The sequence below is a fragment of the Streptosporangium fragile genome, assembly GCF_039534445.1.
Taxonomy (GTDB): domain Bacteria; phylum Actinomycetota; class Actinomycetes; order Streptosporangiales; family Streptosporangiaceae; genus Streptosporangium; species Streptosporangium fragile.
In genome coordinates this window covers 22,071-28,751 of sequence record NZ_BAAAVI010000091.1, presented here as the reverse complement: position 1 = coordinate 28,751, position 6,681 = coordinate 22,071, and the positions used below count along the sequence as shown (strand labels likewise).

Annotated in this window: 8 protein-coding genes; all 8 read right to left on the bottom strand. The window is 71.5% G+C overall.

The genetic code is table 11. From position 1 onward, the window contains the following. Positions 1-901: serine/threonine-protein kinase (locus ABD841_RS36355; RefSeq protein WP_344981214.1), on the bottom strand; the 901-nt coding region annotated here is incomplete at its 3' end. 335 nt (positions 902-1,236) lie between these two features. Beyond that, complete coding sequence (locus ABD841_RS36350) at positions 1,237-1,428, bottom strand: hypothetical protein (RefSeq protein WP_344981212.1); 192 nt, start codon at positions 1,426-1,428, stop codon at positions 1,237-1,239. 56 nt (positions 1,429-1,484) lie between these two features. Continuing rightward, positions 1,485-1,913 (bottom strand): SRPBCC family protein, encoded by a 429-nt coding sequence (locus ABD841_RS36345; RefSeq protein ID WP_344981210.1) that lies wholly within the window; start codon positions 1,911-1,913, stop codon positions 1,485-1,487. 31 nt (positions 1,914-1,944) lie between these two features. Continuing rightward, a complete protein-coding gene (locus ABD841_RS36340; protein WP_344981208.1) occupies positions 1,945-3,234 on the bottom strand; it encodes a glutamate-5-semialdehyde dehydrogenase in 1,290 nt (429 codons plus the stop codon). Positions 3,235-3,251: 17 nt separating this feature from the next. Then, entirely contained in the window at positions 3,252-4,376 is a 1,125-nt protein-coding gene (gene proB, locus ABD841_RS36335; RefSeq protein WP_344981206.1) for a glutamate 5-kinase, read from the bottom strand. Positions 4,377-4,488: 112 nt separating this feature from the next. Then, complete coding sequence (obgE, locus tag ABD841_RS36330; protein ID WP_344981204.1) at positions 4,489-5,841, bottom strand: GTPase ObgE; 1,353 nt, start codon at positions 5,839-5,841, stop codon at positions 4,489-4,491. Between the two features lie 105 nt (positions 5,842-5,946). After that, positions 5,947-6,204, bottom strand: a complete 258-nt coding sequence (rpmA, locus tag ABD841_RS36325) for a 50S ribosomal protein L27 (protein WP_020546367.1) — start codon at positions 6,202-6,204, stop codon at positions 5,947-5,949. Between the two features lie 19 nt (positions 6,205-6,223). Then, complete coding sequence (gene rplU / locus ABD841_RS36320; protein WP_344981202.1) at positions 6,224-6,526, bottom strand: 50S ribosomal protein L21; 303 nt, start codon at positions 6,524-6,526, stop codon at positions 6,224-6,226. Positions 6,527-6,681: the final 155 nt, after the last annotated feature.

Here is a 6,681-nt window from a genome sequence, read left to right as displayed (position 1 = left end):
CGTCGGCGAGTCTGTCCCGGGCGGGAGCGGCCGTCCGGGCGCGGACGCGCCGGGGAGGACCCTCCCGCTTCTCCCCTGCCGGCGCGACCCCGGCATCGGGCGAGGCCGCGCGGACCAGGCGGGTGAGGCGGCCGGCGAGCAGGGCGGCGGTGGGGCGTTTGGCCGCCTCACGGTGGAGGGCGGCCCGGACCAGCGGCAGCAGGGAGGCGGGCACGCCTTCGAGGTCGGCGTGGCCGTTGAGGATCGCGTACATCTGCGCCTCGACCGTGCCCCGGCCGAAAGGAGGCCGGCCCGTCGCGGCGAAGGCGACGGTGGCCGCCCAGGCGTGCACGTCGGCGGGCTCGCCCACGTGCTCGTCGGCGAACAGTTCGGGGGCGGCGTAACCGGGGGTGCCGAGGAAGGTGCCGGTCACGGTGAGCCGGGTGGCGTCCAGGACGTGGGCGATGCCGAAGTCGATGAGGACGGGCTCATCATCCGCACCGACCAGCACGTTGGTCGGCTTGAGGTCACGGTGCACGACCCCGGCCGCGTGAATGATCGACAGGGCGGTGGCCAGCCCGTGGGCCAGAGCCAGCAGGCCGCTCCCCTGCAGAGGGCCGTCGCGGCGCACCCGCTCCAGGAGGGTGTCACCCTCGATGTGCTCCATGACCAGGTAGGGCCGGTCGCCCTCCAGGTCGGCGTCGAGGACGCGGGCGACGTAGGGGCTCTCGACCCTGCGCAGCGCTCGCACCTCGCGTTCGAGGCGTGTTCGGGCCTCCGAGTCGGCGTCGACGGCGTCGTGGAGCACCTTGAGCGCGACGTTGTCACCCCGGCGGCTGGTGGCGAGGTAGACCTCGCCCATACCGCCCCTGCCGAGACGCTCCAGCAACGTGTAGGGACCGACCCGGCCGAGACGACCCATGTGCCCTCCTGCATCGGCCACACGGGTCAAGGACCGCTGCGCCTGTCGGGTCGCTCACTTCCGCTCGCTCCCCTGCTCTCCAGCCATAGGAGACCACACCATAGCGGGCGGGCGTGACGTTTTTCCGACGGCACGCCGACTCCCGGGAAGATCGGTGCGTCCGCCCCCGGCCCGGCGGCGGGCACGGCGGAGTCCTGGCAGGTCACACGGGGGTGTGGGCGGCCCCCTCCTGGGCCCGCGCGGGAGGTGTGGGCGGGCACCCTACCGGGCCGCGCGGGAGGCGCCCGGCGGAGGCGGGAGACGCTCCTTCCCCGGCGAACGCCGCGCGATCGTCCTCACGGCCGCCGGGTACGTTCCTGGACCGGGTCGGACAGCAGGCCGTCCAGCCCGATGGTCGGCTCGGCCGACAGGTCCGGACGACCGGTGCGGCGCCAGTTGACGTGCCCGCGGCCCTCCAGCCACAGCATCAACCTGTCCACACCGAAAAGGACGAGAGCGACAAATAGCACCGCAATCACGATTTCCATGAAGTTCAGTCAAACCCGAAGTGACCGTCATTACATGGAGCGACACACTATAACACTCAGTGACGGGCGAGGCGCTGGACCAGGTCGTCGATGAACCGCCGCAGGACCAGCTTCACCACCGGCCCCTGACCAGGGAGGCGCCCGCGGAACCGGGAACGCCAGCGGATGGCCGTACCGCCGCCGGGCAGCGGCTCCAGCGTCACATCGGCGCGGTAGTCACGGGCCGGGATGCCCTCCAGCAACTCGTAGGCGAAGTGCCGCCGGATCTCGTCGAAGACGATCACGCGCTCCCGGGTGACCCTCCGGCCACGCCGGAAGAAGCGCACGGCCCCGACGCCGTCAGGCTCGGGCGAGCCCGGCGACTCGAGGCCGGAGGCGTCGAAGGGGCCCCAGGAGCTCCAGGTGGAGACGTCGGACAGCAGGGCCCAGACACGCTCGGGCGCCGAGGGCGAATGGCAGGTGATGTCGATGCGCTGTTCGGCCATGACACCAGGCATACCGGCCCCTGCTTGTCTCCTACTTGGAAGCGGCTTCACTCCCGGCGATGACCGTGCCCGTGCCGGTGCGCAGGTGCCCCTCGCCGGTGTAGACCCACTTGGTCGAGGTCAGCTCGGGCAGGCCCATCGGGCCGCGTGCGTGCAGCTTCTGGGTGGAGATGCCGATCTCCGCGCCGAAGCCGAACTCGCCGCCGTCGGTGAACCGCGTCGAGGCGTTGACCGCCACGGCCGCGGAGTCGACCAGCGCGACGAACCGGCGGGAAGCGCTGATCGACCGGGTGACGATCGCATCGGTGTGGCCCGAACCGTACTTCCTGATGTGCGCGACCGCGTCCTCCAGCGAGTCGACCACCGCGGCGGCGATGTCGAGGGAGAGGTACTCCCGGCTGAAGTCGTCCTCCCCCGCGGGCACCACGTCGCCGTAGGCGGCGACGCGGGCGTCACCGTGCACCGTCACGCCCTGGGCCGCCAGCGCGGCCAGCGCGCGCGGCACGAAGGTGTCGGCCACGGCCGCGTGCACCAGCAGCGTCTCGGCGGCGTTGCACACCGACGGCCGCTGCACCTTGGAGTTGAGCAGGATCTCGATCGCGAGGTCCTCGTCGGCGTCGGCGTCGACGTAGACGTGGCAGTTGCCCACCCCGGTCTCGATCACCGGGACCGTGGACTCCTCGACCACCGAGTTGATCAGCGAGGCGCCGCCGCGGGGAATCAGCACGTCGACCAGGCCGCGCGCCCGCATCAGCTGCTTGACCGAGTCGCGGGTCAGGCCCGGCACCAGCTGCACGGCCCCGGCGGGCACCTCGGTGCCGGCCAGCGCCTCCTGCATGATCCTGACCAGGACCACGTTCGACTGGTACGCGCTGGAGGAGCCGCGCAGCAGGGTGGCGTTGCCGCTCTTGAGGCAGAGCGCCGCGGCGTCCACGGTCACGTTGGGCCGGCCCTCGTAGATGATGCCGACCACACCCAGCGGGACCCGGATCTGGCGCAGCTCCAGGCCGTTGGGCAGCGTGCTCCCGCGGATCACCTCGCCCACCGGGTCGGGCAGGTCGGCGACCTGGCGGACCGCGTCGGCGATGGCCCGGATCCGGGCCTCGTCGAGGCGGAGCCGGTCGATCATGTATTCGGAGGTGCCGCTCTCCCTGGCCTTCTCCACATCGAGGGCGTTGGCCGCGACGATCTCGGCGGCACCGGCCACGAGCGCGTCGGCGACGACGCGGAGCGCGGCGTCCTTCGGCGCCCGCGGCAGCGGGGCCAGCTCGGCGGCGGCCTCTTTAGCCGCCAGGGCTACCTTCAGGAAGTCGTCGGACATCTCGCGCTCCAAAAGAACTAGGCGTGGGACTCCAGTATGACGATGTCGTCACGGTGGATGAGCTCACGTTCATATTCCGGACCGAGGCTGGCGGCCAACTCGCGGGTGGACCGGCCGAGCAGCCCGGGGATCTCCCCGGCGTCGAAGTTGACCAGGCCCCGGGCGACCACCCGGCCCAGCGGCCCGCACAGGTCGACCGGGTCGCCGGCGGCGAACTCGCCCTCGACGGCGGTGACCCCGGCGGGCAGCAGCGACTTGCGGCGGCCCACCACGGCCTCGACCGCCCCCGGGTCGAGGTGGAGCCGGCCGCGTCCGGTGGTGGCGTGGGCCAGCCAGAGCAGGCGGGTACCCGGGTGGCGGCCGTCGGGGTGGAAGTAGGTGCCGATGTCGTTGCCCGCGAGAGCCTGGGCGGCGTGCGCGGCGGCGGTCAGCACCACGGGCACACCCGCCCCGGTGGCGATCCTGGCCGCCTGCACCTTGGTGACCATCCCGCCGGTGCCCACCGCGCCGCCCTTGCCGAGTTCGACCCCGATGAGGTCCTCGGGACCACGCACGTCACCGAGCCGGCGGGCGCCGGGCCGGCGGGGGTCGCCGTCGTAGAGGGCGTCGACGTCCGAGAGCAGCACCAGGGCGTCGGCCCGGATCAGGTGGGCGACCAGCGCGGCGAGCCGGTCGTTGTCACCGAAGCGGATCTCGTCGGTGGCGACGGTGTCGTTCTCGTTGACCACCGGGACGATGCCCAGCTCCAGCAGCCGGCTCAGTGTGCGCTGGGCGTTGACGTGATGCGAGCGGCGCATCATGTCGTCGGCGGTCAGCAGCACCTGGCCGACGCGCAGGCCGTAACGGGCGAAGGAGGAAGTGTAGCGGGCCACCAGCACGCCCTGGCCGACGGAGGCCGCGGCCTGCTGGGTGGCCAGGTCGCGGGGGCGAGCCGACAGCCCCAGCGGGCCGAGACCGGCGGCGATGGCGCCCGAGGAGACCAGCACGATCTGCGTGCCGCTCCCGCGCCGCGCGGCGAGCACGTCCACCAGGGCGTCCACCCGGTCGACGTCGATCGTCCCCTGCGGGGTCGTGAGAGAGGACGAGCCCACCTTCACGACGAGTCGCGCTGCCGTACGGATCCGATCGCGCCCAGAGTTCACGGCACGTACCTTTCAAAAGATGATCTAGAGGAGAGCGGGTTGCCGGGCCCTCCCCTCCCCTGCCGGCCGGACGGAACCGGCGGGGAAGGCGGACCCTCGGACGGTCTTCTCGTCAGCCCAGGCGGTCGTCGGTCCCGCGGGGGCCGTGGTGCACGGCCTCGGCGTTGAGCGTCGGCTGCCAGTCGAAGACGTAGCCGTTGTCCATCGAGCCGATGATGACCTCGGCGCCCGCCGTGGCCCCGGCCTTGAGGAGCTCCTCCTCCACGCCGAGCCGCTCCAGCCGGTCGGCGAGGTAACCCACGGCCTCGTCGTTGGAGAAGTCGGTCTGACGGATCCACCGCTCCGGCTTGGCCCCGGTGACCTGGAAGGTGTTCTCGTCGACCCGGCGGACGGCGAAGCCGGTGTCGCCGAGCTGCTTGGGCCGCAGGATCAGGCGGGTCGGCTCCGGGGCGGGGGCGGCGGCCCTGGCCGCGGCGACCATCTCCCCCATGGCGTAGGTGAGCTCCTTGAGGCCCTCGTGGGTGGCCGCGGAGATCGGGAAGACCCGCAGGCCGTGCTCTTCGAGCAGCGGCCGGACGATGTCGGCCAGGTCGCGGGCGTCGGGCACGTCGGCCTTGTTCAGCGCGACCAGGCGCGGCCGGTCTTCCAGCTTGCCGTACGCCTTCAGCTCGGCCTCGATCGCCTCGTAGTCGCTGACCGGGTCGCGGCCCGGCTCCATCGTGGCGCAGTCGATCACGTGCACGAGCGTGCTGCAGCGTTCCACGTGGCGCAGGAACTCGTGGCCCAGGCCCCTGCCCTGGGAGGCCCCCGGGATCAGGCCCGGCACGTCGGCGACGGTGAAGACGGTCTCGCCCGCGGTGACCACGCCGAGGTTCGGCACCAGCGTGGTGAACGGGTAGTCGGCGATCTTCGGCCGGGCCGCGGAGAGCGCGGCGATCAGGGAGGACTTGCCGGCGCTGGGGAAGCCGACCAGCGCCACGTCCGCGACGCTCTTCAGCTCCAGCATCACGTCGAGCTCGGCGCCCGGCTCGCCGAGCAGCGCGAACCCGGGCGCCTTGCGCTTGGCGGAGGCCAGCGCGGCGTTGCCCAGCCCGCCGTGCCCGCCCTCGGCGATCACGTAGCGGGTGCCCGCGCCGACCAGGTCGATGATGACCTCGCCGGTGGCGGCGTCCTTGACCACGGTGCCGTCCGGCACCGGGAGGACGACGTCGCCGCCGTTGGCGCCGTCGCGGTTGGAGCCCTGCCCCTGCTTGCCGTTGTCGGCCCTGCGGTGCGGGCGGCGGTGGTACTCCAGGAGGGTCGCGGTGTTCGGGTCGACCTCGAGGATCACGTCGCCGCCGCGACCGCCGTTGCCCCCGTCCGGGCCACCCAGCGGCTTGAACTTCTCCCGGTGGACAGAGGCGCAGCCATGTCCCCCGTCACCGGCCTTGATGTGCAGGACCACCTGGTCCACAAAGTCCGGCATGTCTGCTCTCCTACCCCTATCTGCGGGAAGCTCTGCTGAAAACGCGAACAGGGGCGGACCGCTGTGTGCGATCCACCCCTGTCGTCAACGTCTGTCGGTGCGAATCTACTCCGCGACCGGGACGATGCTCACCGCGCGGCGCCCGCGCTTCACGCCGAACTGCACGTGACCGGCGGTCAGCGCGAACAGCGTGTCATCGCCACCGCGGCCGACGTTGTCGCCCGGGTGGAAGTGGGTGCCGCGCTGGCGGACGATGATCTCACCGGCGTTGACCAGCTGGCCGCCGAAGCGCTTCACGCCGAGGCGCTGGGCGTTGGAGTCACGGCCGTTCCGAGTGGACGACGCGCCCTTCTTGTGTGCCATCTCGCAAAACTCCCGAAACTCAGGCCTGGTTGATGCCAGTGATCTTCACCTGGGTGTACCGCTGGCGGTGACCCTGGCGCTTCTTGTAGCCGGTCTTGTTCTTGTACTTCAGAATGCGGATCTTCGGACCCTTGGTCTCGCCGAGGATCTCGGCGGCAACCGTGAACCGGCCCGCCTCGGTGGTCACGTCGCCGTCGTTGACGACGAGCACCGTCGGCAGCGAAACCGTGGAACCGACCTCGCCGGCGACCTTGTCCACCTCAAGGACGTCACCGACGGAGACCTTCTGCTGCCTGCCGCCGCAACGAACGATCGCGTACACCGCGGAACCCTTCTTCTGACTGCTTGCTCGCTGGATGCTGCGCCCCGCATCCGGCTGTGGTCACTGATTGACGTACCGGGTAGGCGCGCGAACAGGGCACGCCATGAGCGCACCGGTTCACCAGGGTACCGGATTCACGGTGTCCTGGTCGAACC

Excerpts from the sequence above, each read along its gene's own strand:
- ABD841_RS36350 (WP_344981212.1), bottom strand. The coding sequence starts at position 1,428 with ATGGAAATCGTGATTGCGGTGCTATTTGTCGCTCTCGTCCTTTTCGGT.
- ABD841_RS36345 (WP_344981210.1), bottom strand. The coding sequence starts at position 1,913 with ATGGCCGAACAGCGCATCGACATCACCTGCCATTCGCCCTCGGCGCCC.
- ABD841_RS36340 (WP_344981208.1), bottom strand. The coding sequence starts at position 3,234 with ATGTCCGACGACTTCCTGAAGGTAGCCCTGGCGGCTAAAGAGGCCGCC.
- obgE (WP_344981204.1), bottom strand. The coding sequence starts at position 5,841 with ATGCCGGACTTTGTGGACCAGGTGGTCCTGCACATCAAGGCCGGTGAC.
- rpmA (WP_020546367.1), bottom strand. The coding sequence starts at position 6,204 with ATGGCACACAAGAAGGGCGCGTCGTCCACTCGGAACGGCCGTGACTCC.